13 protein-coding genes and 1 pseudogene are annotated in these 14,716 nt (G+C 59.7%); 8 read left to right on the top strand and 6 right to left on the bottom strand.

Annotated elements, in window-relative coordinates; translation table 11 throughout:
• Positions 1-5 precede the first annotated feature (5 nt).
• The 7 genes from pepP (at position 6) to gcvH (ending at position 8,516) form a co-directional block, all read left to right on the top strand.
• Positions 6-1,340: a Xaa-Pro aminopeptidase gene (pepP, locus tag GHO32_RS02130; protein WP_153336497.1), complete on the top strand. Its 1,335-nt coding sequence runs from the start codon at positions 6-8 to the stop codon at positions 1,338-1,340.
• Positions 1,337-2,524, top strand: coding sequence for a 2-octaprenyl-6-methoxyphenyl hydroxylase (gene ubiH / locus GHO32_RS02135; protein ID WP_153336496.1), 1,188 nt, complete (start codon positions 1,337-1,339; stop codon positions 2,522-2,524). The genes pepP and ubiH overlap by 4 nt, the downstream gene beginning before the upstream one ends.
• 86 nt (positions 2,525-2,610) lie before the next feature.
• Complete coding sequence (locus tag GHO32_RS02140) at positions 2,611-3,831, top strand: 2-octaprenyl-3-methyl-6-methoxy-1,4-benzoquinol hydroxylase (protein ID WP_164488134.1); 1,221 nt, start codon at positions 2,611-2,613, stop codon at positions 3,829-3,831.
• Positions 3,832-4,037: 206 nt separating this feature from the next.
• Positions 4,038-5,039: an extracellular solute-binding protein gene (locus GHO32_RS02145; RefSeq protein ID WP_153336495.1), complete on the top strand. Its 1,002-nt coding sequence runs from the start codon at positions 4,038-4,040 to the stop codon at positions 5,037-5,039.
• A 175-nt stretch (positions 5,040-5,214) separates the two neighbouring features.
• Positions 5,215-6,831: an ABC transporter permease gene (locus tag GHO32_RS02150; RefSeq protein WP_368668459.1), complete on the top strand. Its 1,617-nt coding sequence runs from the start codon at positions 5,215-5,217 to the stop codon at positions 6,829-6,831.
• A gap of 156 nt (positions 6,832-6,987) precedes the next feature.
• Positions 6,988-8,070: a glycine cleavage system aminomethyltransferase GcvT gene (gcvT, locus tag GHO32_RS02155; protein ID WP_048366874.1), complete on the top strand. Its 1,083-nt coding sequence runs from the start codon at positions 6,988-6,990 to the stop codon at positions 8,068-8,070.
• A 62-nt stretch (positions 8,071-8,132) separates the two neighbouring features.
• A complete protein-coding gene (gcvH, locus tag GHO32_RS02160; protein ID WP_123750981.1) occupies positions 8,133-8,516 on the top strand; it encodes a glycine cleavage system protein GcvH in 384 nt (127 codons plus the stop codon).
• An 88-nt stretch (positions 8,517-8,604) separates the two neighbouring features.
• Here the strand turns inward: gcvH and GHO32_RS02165 are convergent, their stop codons facing one another.
• The 6 genes and pseudogenes from GHO32_RS02165 to GHO32_RS02190 form a co-directional block, all read right to left on the bottom strand.
• Positions 8,605-9,747: a DegT/DnrJ/EryC1/StrS aminotransferase family protein gene (locus GHO32_RS02165; RefSeq protein ID WP_048366872.1), complete on the bottom strand. Its 1,143-nt coding sequence runs from the start codon at positions 9,745-9,747 to the stop codon at positions 8,605-8,607.
• Positions 9,748-9,965: 218 nt separating this feature from the next.
• Complete coding sequence (locus tag GHO32_RS02170) at positions 9,966-10,277, bottom strand: DUF2388 domain-containing protein (protein WP_048366871.1); 312 nt, start codon at positions 10,275-10,277, stop codon at positions 9,966-9,968.
• Positions 10,278-10,342: 65 nt separating this feature from the next.
• Positions 10,343-10,792, bottom strand: coding sequence for an NfeD family protein (locus tag GHO32_RS02175; RefSeq protein ID WP_153336494.1), 450 nt, complete (start codon positions 10,790-10,792; stop codon positions 10,343-10,345).
• A gap of 3 nt (positions 10,793-10,795) precedes the next feature.
• Positions 10,796-11,716, bottom strand: coding sequence for an SPFH domain-containing protein (locus tag GHO32_RS02180; protein ID WP_123750984.1), 921 nt, complete (start codon positions 11,714-11,716; stop codon positions 10,796-10,798).
• Between the two features lie 107 nt (positions 11,717-11,823).
• Positions 11,824-13,590: pseudogene (locus GHO32_RS02185) on the bottom strand (GspE/PulE family protein).
• Positions 13,591-13,698: 108 nt separating this feature from the next.
• On the bottom strand, positions 13,699-14,025 hold the full coding sequence (locus tag GHO32_RS02190) for a hypothetical protein (RefSeq protein WP_153336493.1): 327 nt from the start codon (positions 14,023-14,025) through the stop codon (positions 13,699-13,701).
• Positions 14,026-14,152: 127 nt separating this feature from the next.
• Here GHO32_RS02190 and GHO32_RS02195 point away from each other — a divergent pair, with 127 nt between their 5' ends.
• Entirely contained in the window at positions 14,153-14,617 is a 465-nt protein-coding gene (locus tag GHO32_RS02195; RefSeq protein WP_048366866.1) for an Lrp/AsnC family transcriptional regulator, read from the top strand.
• Positions 14,618-14,716: the final 99 nt, after the last annotated feature.

The following is a 14,716-nucleotide window of genomic DNA, read 5'->3' on the forward strand; positions in this document are numbered from 1 at the left end:
TGCCCATGATCCATATCCCGAAATCGGAATACACCCGCCGCCGCAAGGCGCTCATGGCGCAGATGGAGCCCAACAGCATCGCGATCCTGCCCGCTGCCGCAGTGGCTGTGCGCAATCGCGACGTTGAATATGTGTACCGCCAGGACAGCAACTTCCAGTACCTGAGCGGTTTCCCCGAGCCACAGGCGGTGATCGTCCTGATCCCCGGTCGTGCCCACGGCGAGTACGTGCTTTTTTGCCGCGAACGCAATGCCGAACGCGAATTGTGGGACGGTTTGCGCGCCGGGCAAGAGGGCGCCATGCGTGACTATGGCGCGGACGATGCTTTCCCGATCACCGACATTGACGACATTTTGCCGGGGCTGATTGAAGGCCGCGACCGGGTGTATTCGGCGATGGGTAACAACCCCGAGTTCGACCGCCACCTCATGGAGTGGATCAACACCATTCGCTCCAAGGCCAGCCTCGGCGCCCAGCCGCCCAACGAATTCGTTGCGCTGGATCATCTGCTGCATGACATGCGTCTGTATAAATCGGCGGCAGAGATCAAGGTCATGCGCCACGCGGCGCAAATATCGGCCCGCGCGCACATCCGTGCGATGCAGGCCAGCCGCGCCGGGCTGCACGAATATAGCCTGGAGGCCGAGCTGGATTACGAATTTCGTAAAAGTGGCGCGAAAATGCCGGCTTACGGCTCGATCGTCGCATCGGGTGATAACAGCTGCATCCTGCACTACCAGGAAAACGACGCCCTGCTCAAGGACGGCGACCTGGTGCTGATCGATGCGGGCTGCGAGATCGACTGCTATGCCAGTGACATCAGCCGTACGTTCCCGGTCAGCGGTCAGTTTTCCCCCGAGCAAAAAGCCATCTATGAGCTGGTACTGGCCGCGCAAGAAGCCGCGTTCAGCGAAATCGCGCCGAACAAACACTGGAACCAGGCCCACGAAATAACCGTTCAGGTGATCACCGCCGGGCTGGTTGAACTGGGCCTGTTGCAAGGCGACGTTGACGAGCTGATTGTCAGCGAAGCCTACAAAGCGTTTTACATGCACCGGGCTGGCCACTGGCTGGGGCTCGATGTGCATGACGTTGGCGAATACAAAGTGGGCGGTGAGTGGCGCGTGCTGGAACCCGGCATGACCCTGACCGTTGAGCCCGGCATCTACATCAGCCCGAACAACCCGCACGTCGCCAAAAAATGGCGCGGGATTGGCGTGCGCATCGAGGACGACGTGGTGGTCACCAAAAATGGCTGTGAAATCCTGACTGGCGACGTGCCCAAAACCGTTGCCGAGATTGAAGCCTTGATGGCGGCCGCACGGGCGAACGCGGCATGAGTCGCGTGCATCTGGTAATTATTGGCGGTGGCCTGGTCGGTGCCAGTTTGGCTTTGGCGTTGCAGGCCGGCGCCAAGGCGCGCGGCTGGAAAATCGTGCTGATCGAACCTTTCGCCCCCGGCAACACCTACCAGCCGAGCTACGACGCCCGTTCATCGGCGCTGAGCTATGGCGCCCGGCTCATTTATGAGCGCTTGGGCGTGTGGGAATCGATTGTTGAACGGGGCGAGCCGATCAAAGACATTCACGTGTCCGATCGCGGGCGTTTCTCTACCGCGCGCTTGTCGGCCAGCGATGAAGGCGTGCCTGCACTCGGTTACGTGGTCGAAAACGCCTGGCTCGGCCAATGCCTGTGGAAAAGTCTGGACCCGGACGTCATCAGTTGGCGATGCCCGGCTGAAGTTATCCACATGCAGCCGCTTGAGGATGGCTATCGCCTGACTCTCAATGATGAAACCACCCTCGATTGCGACTTGGCGGTGCTGGCCGATGGCGGGCGTTCCGGCCTGCGCGAGCAGTTGGGCATTCATGTGCGCAAGCGGCCTTATGACCAGAGCGCGCTGATCGCCAACATCACCACCAGCCAGCCCCATGACGGCATGGCGTTTGAGCGTTTTACCGACGAAGGGCCGATGGCCTTACTGCCGTTGCCCGACAACCGCTGCGCGCTGGTCTGGACCCGCCTGGGCATGGACGCTCAGCGTCTGGCGGCACTTGATGAGCGCAGTTTCCTCAGCGAGTTGCAGGCTGTATTTGGCTATCGCCTGGGCACTCTTGAACACGTCGGCGCACGCCACTTGTACCCGCTGGTGCTGGTTGAGGCCGAAGAGCAGGTGCGTCCGCACCTGGTGGTGCTGGGCAACGCGGCGCACAGCCTGCACCCGATTGCCGGTCAGGGCTTCAACCTGTCGTTGCGTGACGCCCAGGCGTTGGCCGATGCCTTGCTGGCCAGCGAGCAAAAGCCCGGCGAGCTGGCCACCTTGCTGAGTTATCAACAGCGTCAACAGCTAGACCAGCAGTTGACCATTGGCTTCTCCGATCAAGTGACGCGGCTTTTTGGCAGTGACCAGACGCTGATTTCGTTTGGCCGCAATCTGGGGTTGCTGGGCCTCGATGTACTGCCGCCTGCCAAGCGCTGGTTTGCCCGTCAGGCCATGGGCCTGGGCACGCGCGCAGACAGCTGATAGCGGCCGGGGCGTTTACGGTGCCCCGTGTCGACCCTTTTTAGATGCGGCGCAGGCCGCTAGCGAGACAGGCTTAAAGCATGGAAATGCGCGCAGATGTGCTGATTGTCGGGGCCGGAATGGTCGGAAGCGCTTTGGCGCTGGCGCTCAAAGACAGCGGGCTGAACGTGGTGTTGCTCGACGGCAGCCCGCTCAGCGTCAAACCCTTCACCGCACAAGACACGTTTGAACCCCGGGTCAGCGCCTTGTCGGCCGCCAGCCAGCGCATCCTGCAACGCCTTGGCGCCTGGGACGGTATTCGCGCACGGCGCACCAGCCCGTACTCGCACATGCACGTGTGGGACGGCAGCGGCACCGGGCACATCCACTTTTCGGCGGCCAGTGTGCACGCCGACGTGCTGGGCCATATCGTTGAAAACCGTGTGGTGCAGGACGCGTTGCTGGAGCGCCTGCAAGACTCCGGTATCCAGATGCTGGCCAACGCACGCCTGGAGCAAATGCGCCGTTCGGCTGACGATTGGCTGCTGACCCTGGCTGATGGCCGCACCTTGCGCGCGCCGCTGGTGATCGCCGCCGATGGTGCCAACTCGGCTGTGCGTCGCCTGACCGGCTGTGAGACCCGCGAGTGGGATTACCAGCATCACGCCATCGTCACCAGCGTGCGTTGCGCACAGGCGCATCAGCAGACCGCCTGGCAGCGCTTCACCGACCATGGCCCGCTGGCGTTTTTGCCGCTGGAGCGCGAAGGGCAGCAAGACTGGTGTTCAATCGTCTGGTCGACCACCCCGGAACAAGCGCAGGCGTTGATGGCGCTGGACGACGAGGGGTTTTGCCGCGAACTGGAATTTGCCTTTGAAGGCCGCCTGGGCACGGTGCTCAGTGCCGACCCGCGAGTGTGCGTGCCGCTGCGCCAACGCCATGCCAAACGCTACGTAGCCGAAGGCCTGGCGCTGATCGGTGATGCGGCGCACACCATTCACCCGCTGGCCGGGCAGGGCGTGAATTTGGGCTTTCTGGATGCCGCCGTGCTGGCCGATGTACTGCTGCACGCGGCGGACCGTGGTGAGCGACTGGCCGATGTGCGGGTGCTGAGCCGCTACGAGCGGCGGCGCATGCCCCACAACCTGGCGCTGATGGCGGCCATGGAAGGCTTTGAACGCTTGTTCCAGTCGGACTCGCTGACGGCGCGGCTGGTGCGCAACACCGGCTTGAAATGGGTCAACCAAATGCCCGAAGCCAAAGCCCTGTTCGTGCGCCAGGCGCTGGGCCTCACCGGCGACCTGCCGCCGCTGGCCAAGGCTTTGTAGGAATACATCTAATCGAACGCGGACCCTGTAGGAGCGAGCTTGCTCGCGATCTTTTAAAGACCAAAAGATCGCGAGCAAGCTCGCTCCTACAGGGAGATTTTGGTTGTCTGCAACATCTGGTAACGCCTCGGGGGCGAGTTCGGTTGAGCTGGCAAATGTGATTCACTACCATTTACGCCCGATTCGCATTAGAGAGACCGCCCTCCATGCTGGCACCCAAGCGTCTACTGACTGCCCTGGCCCTTACCGTGTTCGGGAGCAGCGTTTTTGCTGCCGATGAAGTGGTGGTTTATTCCTCGCGCATCGACGAGCTGATCAAGCCGGTATTTGACGCCTACACCGCGAAAACCGGGGTCAAGGTCAAGTTCATTACCGACAAGGAAGCGCCGCTCATGCAGCGCATCAAGGCTGAAGGCCAAAACGCCACGGCTGACCTGTTGCTCACCGTAGACGCCGGGAACCTGTGGCAAGCCGAGCAAATGGGCATCTTGCAGCCGATCAAGTCCGAGATCATCGATAAAAACATTCCGCCTCAATACCGCTCCTCGAGCCACGAGTGGACGGGCTTGAGCCTGCGCGCGCGGACCATTGCTTACGCCTCCGACCGGGTCAAGCCAGAAGAGCTGTCGACCTACGAAGCGCTGGCAGACAAAAAGTGGGAAGGGCGCCTGTGCCTGCGCACCGCGAAGAAGGTCTACAACCAGTCACTGACCGCGACCATGATCGAAGTGAATGGCCCGCAAAAAACTGAAGAGATCCTCAAGGGCTGGGTCAACAACCTGTCCACTGACGTGTTCTCCGATGACATCGCGGTGCTGGAAGCGATCAACGCCGGGCAATGCGACGTCGGCATCGTCAACACCTACTACTACGGCCGCCTGCACAAGCAAAAGCCTGACCTGGCGGTAAAACTGTTCTGGCCGAACCAGGCCGACCGCGGGGTTCACGTCAACCTGTCGGGTATTGGCCTGACCAAGTACGCGCCTCATCCAGAAGCTGCCAAAGCGCTGGTGGAGTGGATGACCACCCCTGAAGCCCAAACGATTTTTGCCGACACCAACCAGGAATTCCCTGCCAACCCGAGCGTTGAGCCATCGGCCGAAGTGGCCAGCTGGGGCAAGTTCAAGGCTGACGAACTGCCGGTTGAAGTCGCGGGCAAGCGCCAGGCTGAGGCGATCCGCATGATGGACCGCGCTGGCTGGAATTAATAAAGCCCACCCTCACCCCAACCCTCTCCCAGAGGGAGAGGGAGCTTAATGGTGGTGTTACACAGACCTGCTTTTGCTCTTAGTCCCCTCTCCCTCCGGGAGAGGGTTAGGGTGAGGGGCTTTTAATCGCCGCGCGCCCTACAATCCTGCGCACCAACCCTTCCGAGAGTTTTTCGTGGCCCATCCTGCCCAACGTCGCTGGTATCCGCTGGTCTTTGCCATTGCCGCTCTGGTGTTGCTGCCGCTGAGCGTTTTGCTGCTGTCCTGGCAAAACATTGACGGCCAGATCTGGAGTCATTTGTGGGACACGCAGATGCCGCGCCTGCTGGGCAACACGCTGACGCTGATTGTTGGCGTGGGCATTGGGGTGACCTTGCTTGGGGTCAGCCTGGCGTGGCTGACCAGCCTCTGCGAGTTCCCCGGCAGGCGCTGGCTGGACTGGGCGCTGATGCTGCCGTTTGCGATTCCGGCCTATGTGCTGGCGTTTGTCTTTGTCGGCCTGCTGGACTTCGCCGGGCCGGTGCAAACCCTGTTACGAGAATGGTTTGGCATGGGCTTGCGGCTGCCTCGGGTACGCTCCACCGGCGGCGTGATCATCGTGTTGATTCTGGTGTTCTACCCCTACGTGTACCTGCTGGCGCGCACCGCCTTTTTGGCCCAGGGCAAAGGCCTGATGGAAGCCGCCCGCATTCTGGGGCAAAGCCCGTGGCAGGCGTTCTGGCGGGTCGCCTTGCCCATGGCGCGCCCGGCCATTGGCGCCGGTGTGGCGTTGGCGCTGATGGAAACTCTGGCCGATTTTGGCGCCGTCTCGGTGTTCAACTTCGACACCTTTACCACCGCGATCTACAAAACCTGGTACGGCTTTTTCAGCCTGTCGACCGCCGCCCAACTGGCCAGCCTGTTGCTGCTGGTAGTGATGGTCGTGCTTTACGGTGAACGCCGGGCGCGGGGTGCCAGCCGGGCCAGCAACGAGCGGCCACGGGTCAAGGCCTTGTATCACTTGCGCGGCCTCAAGGCCTGGCTGGCCAGCGGCTGGTGCCTGCTGGTGTTTGCCTGCGCCTTTGTCATCCCGCTGCTGCAATTGGTGGTGTGGTTCTGGCAGCGCGGGCGTTTTGATCTGGATGAGCGCTACACCGGGCTGATCCTGCACACCCTGTATCTGGGCAGCATGGCCGCGCTGATTACAGTTTGCGTGGCGCTGGTGCTGGCGTTTGCCCGGCGTCAGGCGCCGACCCCGGCGATTCGCGCCGGGGTCAGCCTGGCGAACCTCGGGTATGCCTTGCCGGGCTCGGTGTTGGCGGTGTCGATCATGTTGGCTTTCAGCTACCTGGACCGCGAGCTGGTGGTACCGGTGTCGGGCTGGTTGGGCGGTGCGGGGAAGCCGCTATTGCTGGGCAGTTTGTCGGCGTTGTTGCTGGCGTATCTGGTGCGCTTTATCGCAGTGGCTTATGGCCCGCTGGAAAACAGCCTGGCGCGGATTCGACCGTCTTTGCCCGAGGCGGCCCGTAGCCTGGGTGTGAGTGGCCCGCGACTGTTTTTCAAAGTGTATCTGCCGTTACTCCTGCCGGGCACGCTGAGTGCTGCGCTGCTGGTGTTTGTCGATGTCCTCAAAGAGATGCCTGCCACCTTGCTGATGCGCCCATTCGGCTGGGACACGCTGGCGGTACGGATCTTTGAGATGACCAGTGAGGGCGAGTGGGCGCGGGCGTCCCTGCCAGCATTGACCTTGGTGCTGGTGGGTTTGCTACCGGTGATCGGCCTGATTCGCCGCTCGGCCTATCACAACGGTTAGGTGCCAGTCCTCCTGCATACGGCTACAATGCGCGGCATTCGGTGCGGTCTGTCTGTCAGGCCAGGTCGTTTGTTAAACGCGCAAAGGCCTGTTTCAACAGCCTCAAACGTTCTACAAGCCTGTCCGCACCTTCGCCAAGCCCGGAAGGAGAGACCCATGGGACAGCGTACGCCTCTGTATGACCTGCATCTCGCCCTCGGCGCGAAAATGGTCGATTTTGGCGGTTGGGATATGCCCTTGCATTACGGCTCGCAAGTTGAGGAACACCATGAGGTGCGCCGCGACTGTGGGGTTTTTGATGTCTCGCATATGACCGTGATTGACGTCACCGGGGATCAGGCCAAGGAATGGCTACAGCATTTGTTGGCAAACGATGTCGAACGTCTGAACACACCCGGCCGCGCACTGTATAGCGCCATGCTCAACGAAAACGGTGGGGTGGTGGACGACATGATCGTCTACCTGATGCCGACGGGGTATCGGCTTATCGTTAACGCCGCCACCCGCGATCAGGACCTGGCCTGGATGAACAGCCACCTGGGCGGCTACGCCGTGCAGTTGCACGAGCGTCCCGAGTTGGCGCTGCTGGCCATTCAAGGCCCACAGGCCCGGCACAAAGTGGCCGAGCTGGTGAGCCAGTCTCGTAGCCAGCTTATTCAGCAGCTCAAGCCCTTTGAAGGGCAGGTCAGCGGCGACTGGTTTATCGCCCGCACCGGCTATACCGGTGAAGACGGCCTGGAAATTGTGCTCCCGGCCGATCAAGCGCCCGCGTTCTTTAACGATCTGGTCGGCGCCGGCATTTCTCCAATAGGCTTGGGCGCGCGCGACACCTTGCGTCTTGAGGCTGGCATGAACCTCTATGGGCAGGATATTCACCTGTCTGTTTCGCCCCTTTCAGCCAATATGGCGTGGACTGTCGCCTGGGAGCCCGCCTCGCGCAACTTCATCGGGCGCGAAGCGCTGGAGGCAGAAAAAGCCAGCGGTTCACGGCTCAAACTGGTGGGTTTGGTGCTGGAAGAGCGCGGTGTCCTGCGTGCACATCAGGTCGTTCGCATCGCAGATGTTGGCGAAGGAGAGATCACCAGTGGTAGCTTCTCTCCTACGCTAAGCAAATCGATTGCATTGGCGCGAGTTCCGATGGCAACGGCCGACCGTGCCGAGGTAGAAATTCGTGGCAAGTGGTACCCGGTTCGCGTGGTTAAACCGACTTTTGTTCGTCTTGGCAAAGCCTTGATCTAACGTTTACTGGCAGGCTCGCGTACCGTGTGAGCCGCTGACATTTCTTCTTGAGGACACTGAATATGAGCAATATCCCTGCGGACCTGCGCTTTGCTGAAAGTCACGAGTGGGCACGTCTGGAAGCTGATGGCTCGATCACCGTCGGTATCAGCGATCACGCGCAAGAAGCGCTGGGGGATGTGGTGTTTGTTGAGCTGCCGGAAGTGGGCACAGTGTTCGCCGCAGCTGATACAGCAGGCGTGGTTGAGTCGGTAAAAGCCGCTTCGGACATTTACTCGCCGGTGTCGGGCGAAGTGATTGCCGTCAATGACGGTCTGGCGGATGCCCCTGAAGGGCTGAACGACGATTCGTACGCCAACTGGATCTTCAAGCTCAAGCCATCCAACCCCGCCGAGCTGGAAAAACTGCTGGACGCTGCCGGCTACAAAGCCGCGATCGGCGAGTAAACCAAACCCTGTAGGAGCGAGCTCGCCTCGCGATCTTTTGATCTTTTAAAAGATCGCGAGGCAAGCTCGCTCCTACAGATATGGGCTGTTAAGCGTCTTTGAGTACGGCTTTAACGGCCGCTACTGAACGCTCGACATCAGCCTTGGTCATGGCGGTAAACATCGGCAGGGACACGATTAAACGTCCTACACGTTCGGCCACCGGCAACATCCCTTCCTTGAACCCGCGCTCACGGTACAAGCTCAGCAAGTGAATCGGCGGGTAGTGGTAACCGATGCCGACGCCCAATGCCTGCATTTCTTTCATAAAGGTCGCACGTGCTGGCTGGCCGTCTTTGCGCTCGGGCAAGACCAGTTGGAACAAGTGCCAGTTGGTGTTGGTGAAGTCAGCCACCGGCAGTTGTGCGCCGTACTCGGCTTCAAAATCCGCGCCGAAGCAGTCGAAGTAATGCTTGGCCAGCTCACGGCGATGGGCCGTGATGGCTTCGATGTGAGCAAATTGGCCCAGGCCGATCGCCGCAGCGATGTCGGTCATGTTGAACTTGCCACCCAGCACGTCCACATCCAGGCCGTCAAAACCGGTGCGGGTGACGCCTTGCAGGCGATATTTCTCGGCCAGACGGGCTTCTTCTTCGTTGTTCAGGACCAGGCAACCGCCCTCGGACGAGGTGATGTTCTTGTTGGCCTGGAAGCTGAACGACACGAAATCACCGCGAGCGCCAATGCGCTGCCCCTGCCAGCTCGAACCCAGGGCTTGAGCGGCGTCTTCAACAACGCGCAGGTTGTGTTTTTTGGCCAGCGCATAGAGCGCATCCATGTCGACAGGCAAGCCCGACAGGTACACCGGAATAATGGCTTTGGTGCGTGGCGTGATGGCCGCTTCAACCTTGGCCAGGTCGATGTTGCGGGTCACCGGGTCGATGTCTGCAAACACCGGGGTGGCGCCGACTTCGATGATCACGTTAGCGGTGGCCACCCACGAAATAGGCGTGGTGATCACTTCGTCGCCCGCACCGATACCGGCGATGCGCAGGGCGATTTCCATGGTGCAGGTGCCGGAGTTGAACGTGCGCACCGGGCGCCCGCCAAAGTACTCGGACAACTGCGCCTCGAACGCCTGAACCTTTGGCCCGCTGGTGATCCAGCCCGAGCGCAACACGTCGCCGACGGCAGCAATAGTGGCTTCATCAATGGTGGGTTTGGAAAACGGCAGGAAAGGCAGGGAACTCATAGAGGCTAGACGTCCGATGTGAATTTGGGTGAGTAAAGCATACCCAGCGCGTTGTTCACAGCCGGTGAAAATTCTGTATGAAAGCTGAATGAAATAACCCGTAGTCGCTGCCGCAGGCTGCGAAGGATTGCGGAGCAATCCGTTTTCTCAAAGCCCGCGCGGTTTTCTAAGCCTGCGCGATCCTCAACGCAGCCTGCGGCAGCGACTGCACATCGGGATTACTCAGCTGTAGCGTTCTTGACCAGAATCGCGTTCGCCAAGTCCATGTCGCTGACCTTCAAGTTCGGGTTGTCAGAGCGCACTTGCTGCATCGCCGACTCCAGATAAGGCCCACGGATTTCGCCGTTGCTGGCCACAAAGCTGCCCGCGTCATCTTGAGCGGCAATCACTTTGCGGTCTTTTTTGAAGGTCAGGTACGTCGAACCGGTCGTCGCCCCAGAAGACAAGACGTCACGCCAAAAGCCGTCGGCCATGGCTGAAACAGGAAGGGACAACAGTGCAGCAGCGGCGACAGCATATTTGAGGCGCATGAGAGGTACTCCAAAGAGGTTAGCTACCTGTTTGATTGTAGTAACCGACAGGGAGTTCCGTTACCTCACGTCACAATTTCAACGCTTAACACGGTTCCATGCTGACCCGTAACGCGTACCGGCGTGCCTACCTCAGCATCCGGCCCGACCGCCATCCACACGCTGTCACCGACCTTGATTTTGCCCCGACCTTCCACAATGGCTTGTTGAACAACAAATGTGCGGCCGATCAATTCGTGGCCGCGACTGTTGAGTTCAGGTTGATCGCTGCTGGCGACGATGTTGCGCTGGCGTTTCCACCAGAACACCGCCGTCAGGATCGCCAGTATGCCAAACAGTGGGAGTTGCAACGCCCAAGACAATGCGGGTATCAGGAAGGTCACCACACCGACAATAATCCCGGCAATGCCCACCCACAGCAGATAACCGCCTGCGCCGAACACTTCCAGAATCAGCAGGACGGTGCCCAGTGCCAACCAGTCCCAATAGCTGAGGTTTTGCATGAACTCCCACATACCTCAGGCCTTTTTGTTGTCGAAAGTGGCTTTGACGATCTCGCCGATGCCGCCTACAGCGCCAATCACCTGGCTCGCTTCCAGTGGCATGAGGATAACTTTACTGTTGTCAGCTGAGGCGAGCTTGCCCAGTGCATCAATATACTTTTGCGCCACAAAGTAATTGATCGCTTGAACGTTGCCGGTGGCAATGGCTTCGGAAACCACTTGTGTAGCGCGGGCTTCTGCTTCGGCCTGACGTTCGCGGGCTTCGGACTCCAGGAACGCAGCCTGACGACCGCCTTCGGCTTCGAGGATCTGCGCCTGTTTTTTACCTTCGGCGGTCAAGATCGCAGAGGCTCGCAGGCCTTCGGCCTCAAGGATCTGTGCACGCTTGATGCGCTCTGCTTTCATCTGGCCTGACATCGCCGCCATCAGGTCCGCGGGCGGGCTGATGTCTTTAATCTCGATCCGGGTGATTTTGATGCCCCAGGGTGCAGTTGCTTCATCGACCGTGCGCAACAGCTTTTCGTTGATTCCGTCACGCTGGCTGAGCATGGCGTCTAGCTCCATCGAGCCAAGCACTGTGCGGATGTTGGTCTGCAGCAGGTTGCGAATGGCGTGTTCAAGGTTGTTAACCTCGTACGCTGCCTGAGCCGTATTGACCACCTGGAAAAAACACACGGCATCAATTTGAACGGTGGCGTTGTCGGCGGTAATGACCTCCTGCGGCGGAATATCCAGCACGCTTTCCATCACGTTGATCTTGCGCCCGATGCGGTCCATCACCGGGATGATGATGTTCAGGCCAGGTTTAAGGGTGTTGGTGTATCGGCCAAAACGCTCCACTGTCCACTGGTAACCCTGCGGGACAACCTTGAAGCCCATGAAGAGCACGGCGATAGCCAGTACGACAAACAACAGAACCACTGTACCTACTTGCATAACCCTTCCTTGTTTGTGATGGATAGACCCATAAAAGCTGAGCCCGAACGCAGGGTAACCTGCTTGCAAACGGCTTAACTGTTTAAATTTTAGTCAAGATAAGTCCATCACGCCGGGGTTACACGCAAGGCTTCTTCCAACGTGGTCATGCCGCTGGTCACTTTTTGTGCAGCCGCGATTCTTAATGGCCGCATTCCTTCAGTGCAGGCGTCGCGACGCAGGGCGTTGATGTCGGTTTGCGGGTTGATCAGCGCGCTCAGGCGGTCGTTCATCAGCATGATTTCGTACACCCCGGAGCGCCCGCAATACCCCGTGTCCCGGCACGCCATGCAGCCATTGGCCTTGTAGGTACGAGCGGGAGGCGGGTGGCGCCAGCCGGGGGCGAAGTGCTGCCAGTCGTGCGCCTGCACGGGCTGCTCGGTCTTGCACTCGGGGCACAGGGTGCGCACCAGCCGTTGGGCCATCACCCCCAGCAGCGTGGCTTTGATCAAGTAAGGCGCAACCCCCAGTTCTTGCAGGCGGCTGATGGCGCTGGGCGCGTCGTTGGTGTGCAGGGTGGACAGCACCAAGTGGCCGGTCAGCGCCGCCTGGATGGCCACTTCGGCGGTTTCGAGGTCGCGTATTTCCCCGAGCATGATGATGTCCGGGTCTTGGCGCATCAGGGCGCGCACACCGTTGGCGAAGGTCAGGTCGATATTGGCTTGCACCTGCATCTGATTGAACGCGGGCTCGATCATTTCGATCGGGTCTTCGAGAGTGCACAGGTTGATTTGCGGGGTGGCCAGTTGCTTGAGCGTGGCATACAGGGTGCTGGTTTTACCTGAGCCGGTGGGGCCGGTGATCAAGATGATGCCGTTGGGCTGGCGGATCATGTGCTCCCAGCGCTGCAGGTCTTCGCCGTCAAAGCCCAGTTGGTCGAAGCTTTTGAGCAAGACCTGCGGGTCGAAAATACGCATGACCATTTTTTCGCCAAAAGCTGTCGGCAAGGTGGCGAGACGCAGCTAGACTTCAGCCCCGGCCGGGGTTTTGGTTTTGAGGCGACCGTCCTGGGGTTTGCGTTTTTCGGCAACGTTCATCCGGCCCAGACTTTTGAGGCGGCTGACAATGGCCATGGTGACGTGCGGCGGGAATTGGTAAACGGTGTGCAGCACGCCGTCGATGCGAAAGCGCACGCCACCCTGTTCGCGGCGCGGTTCGATATGGATATCGCTGGCCCGTTGCTCAAAGGCGTACTGAAACAACCAGTCGACGATATTCACAATGTGCGCGTCGTTGGCGTCGGGCTCCTGGCTGGCGCTGCCCAGAGTTAACAGTTGCTCAAGGTTGGCCGGGTTGCTGGTTTTTTGATCATTCAGCACCGCCCCCGTCACCGATTTGGCCACGTTGAAAAACTCCACACTCAGGCGCTGGATCTCTTGAGGGTTGGCAATCACCCGCCGGATGGGGCGCTTGAGCACCTGTTTGAGGTCGGCCTCCCAACTGCTGACCCAAGGCTGGGCGCTGGCAATGGTGATGGTGTGTTCATCGGCGGCCACGGCGAGGATTTGATGGCGCTGGGCGAAGGCAAATGACATCAGCCCAGTGACCGTCGCCACATCGATTTTGAGCGGGTCGAGGCGCAGGTACGGTTGGCCGAATTCTTCAGCGAGCCACGCGGTCAGGGTTTCGAGGTCCAGGTGTTTGCCGGGGCGGGTGGGGTCTGCAGGCTGTTGATTGGCCAGAAACACCAGCGGATGCAACGGGGCATTGAGTGGCTCGCGGCTGCTGATCAAGGCGTGTTCGGCACAGCTTTGCCTCAGGCGACCTTGGGCAAGCAGTACGGGCAGCAGTTGTTTGAGGGTAAGCCATTGGTCATGAGGCGGGGCATTGCGCATAGACAGCTCCTGGGGCGACTTCAAACACTGCGCAGACGGTTCCTTGTCTGCGTGTTTGAAGCCTAGCCACCTGGTGCTTATGAAGGCTTGCGCAATGGTTGCTAGCTATTACCCGGTCAATGCCGACCTGGCAGGCTGGTCGAGTTCGAGCGTCATGTCGAAGACACTGACCAGATTGCGCAATTTTTCGCCAATCACTTGGGCGCGGTGCCAGCTTTGCTCGTCACTGACGATGTTGATGCTGAAACTGTCGTCATCGCGCAGCACTTCAACGTGCCGGGGCACGAGTTGCTGCAAGGCGAACAGGTTCAGTACCCGGCACAACACGTCCGCCTCGGCCTCGGCCTGAATACAAAACCGCACCGCACACGGCGCTGCATGGCTGGCCCAGACATCGGGGCGGGTTGAGGGGGGGACGGCTTCCAGCGGCGGCATGGGATGACTCCTGACTAGGCTGGAGAAATATTTACACGTCGGGCGCGGTTTTTTTTATCTAAGATGCAGCGATTACGCGAAAGAAAGACTTATTCAGGTCTTCAATAACTTATCCACAGGTATTTTTATGCAAGGCGAACTCGACGCTTACGACCGGCGCATCCTCGCGCTGCTGCAAGAAGACGCTTCGCTGTCCAGCGCACAGATCGCCGAACAGGTGGGGTTGTCGCAATCACCGTGCTGGCGGCGCATTCAGCGGATGAAAGACGAGGGCATTATTCGCGGGCAAGTGACCTTGCTGGACCGCAAGAAAATCGGCCTCAACACGCAGATCTTTGCCGAGATCAAACTCAACGCGCACGGGCGCTCCAACTTCACCGAATTCACTGACGCCATTCGCGGGTTTCCTGAGGTGCTGGAGTGTTATGTGCTGATGGGGGCGGTGGACTTTTTGCTGCGTATCGTCACGGCCGACATTGAAGCCTATGAGCGCTTCTTCTTCGAAAAGCTGTCGATGGTACCGGGTATCCAGGAGGTGAACTCAATCGTTGCGCTGTCTGAGATCAAATCCACCACGTGCCTGCCGGTTTAAATCAAACCAAAAAAATGGCCTTCGCGAGGAAGGCCATTGTTCAGGCTGTCAGTGAACAAACAGCGCAATCAGGATGATGATCGGGATTGGGATGCCGAG

Origin of the sequence: Pseudomonas sp. FSL R10-2189 (assembly GCF_009600325.1) — a bacterium.
GTDB lineage: Bacteria > Pseudomonadota > Gammaproteobacteria > Pseudomonadales > Pseudomonadaceae > Aquipseudomonas > Aquipseudomonas helleri.

Coding starts and splice junctions, on each gene's coding strand:
- GHO32_RS02180 (WP_123750984.1), bottom strand. CDS start 11,716: ATGCAAGTAGGTACAGTGGTTCTGTTGTTTGTCGTACTGGCTATCGCC.
- GHO32_RS02195 (WP_048366866.1), top strand. CDS start 14,153: ATGCAAGGCGAACTCGACGCTTACGACCGGCGCATCCTCGCGCTGCTG.
- GHO32_RS02165 (WP_048366872.1), bottom strand. CDS start 9,747: ATGAGTTCCCTGCCTTTCCTGCCGTTTTCCAAACCCACCATTGATGAA.
- pepP (WP_153336497.1), top strand. CDS start 6: ATGATCCATATCCCGAAATCGGAATACACCCGCCGCCGCAAGGCGCTC.
- GHO32_RS02140 (WP_164488134.1), top strand. CDS start 2,611: ATGCGCGCAGATGTGCTGATTGTCGGGGCCGGAATGGTCGGAAGCGCT.
- GHO32_RS02145 (WP_153336495.1), top strand. CDS start 4,038: ATGCTGGCACCCAAGCGTCTACTGACTGCCCTGGCCCTTACCGTGTTC.
- ubiH (WP_153336496.1), top strand. CDS start 1,337: ATGAGTCGCGTGCATCTGGTAATTATTGGCGGTGGCCTGGTCGGTGCC.
- GHO32_RS02190 (WP_153336493.1), bottom strand. CDS start 14,025: ATGCCGCCGCTGGAAGCCGTCCCCCCCTCAACCCGCCCCGATGTCTGG.
- gcvH (WP_123750981.1), top strand. CDS start 8,133: ATGAGCAATATCCCTGCGGACCTGCGCTTTGCTGAAAGTCACGAGTGG.
- gcvT (WP_048366874.1), top strand. CDS start 6,988: ATGGGACAGCGTACGCCTCTGTATGACCTGCATCTCGCCCTCGGCGCG.
- GHO32_RS02175 (WP_153336494.1), bottom strand. CDS start 10,792: ATGTGGGAGTTCATGCAAAACCTCAGCTATTGGGACTGGTTGGCACTG.
- GHO32_RS02170 (WP_048366871.1), bottom strand. CDS start 10,277: ATGCGCCTCAAATATGCTGTCGCCGCTGCTGCACTGTTGTCCCTTCCT.